This is a genomic window from Rhizobium phaseoli (assembly GCF_010668805.1).
In the GTDB taxonomy this organism is placed as follows: domain Bacteria; phylum Pseudomonadota; class Alphaproteobacteria; order Rhizobiales; family Rhizobiaceae; genus Rhizobium; species Rhizobium phaseoli_A.
This window is the reverse complement of record NZ_WUFT01000090.1, coordinates 1-425: the sequence shown is the minus strand read 5'-3', so window position 1 is coordinate 425 and position 425 is coordinate 1. Positions and strand designations below refer to the sequence as shown.

1 protein-coding gene is annotated in these 425 nt (G+C 70.1%); it reads left to right on the top strand.

Annotated elements, in window-relative coordinates; translation table 11 throughout:
* A partial coding sequence (locus GR197_RS31510; protein ID WP_281409540.1) for a Bug family tripartite tricarboxylate transporter substrate binding protein occupies positions 1-425 on the top strand: 425 nt, incomplete at both ends.

Below are 425 nucleotides of genomic sequence, written 5' to 3'. Positions count from 1 at the left end.
GTATCCGTGATGATCGATTCGCTTTCGCGCCGACGTGCGCTCTCTTTTGGTGCCTCCGCCGCGCTGGCTGCGGCGGCCGGCCTTCCCGCACGCGCCTTCGCGCAGGGCGCAGTCGCGGCCTGGCCCGGCTCGCGGCCCCTGCGCATCGTGGTCGCCTATCCGGCGGGCGGCGTGAGCGACGTCGTCGCCCGCGCGCTCGCCGACCGCCTCTCCACGCAGCTGGGTTCGCCCGTGATCGTGGAGAACAAGGCCGGCGCGGGCGGCGCCATCGCCATGGACATGGTCGCCAAGTCGCCGGCGGACGGCTACACGCTCTACGTCTTCACCATCGCCAACACCATCAACGCATCGCTGTACGGCCGCCTGGGCTACGACCCGCAGAAGGACTTCGAGCCCATCGGCCTGATCGCCAAGATCCCCAACAT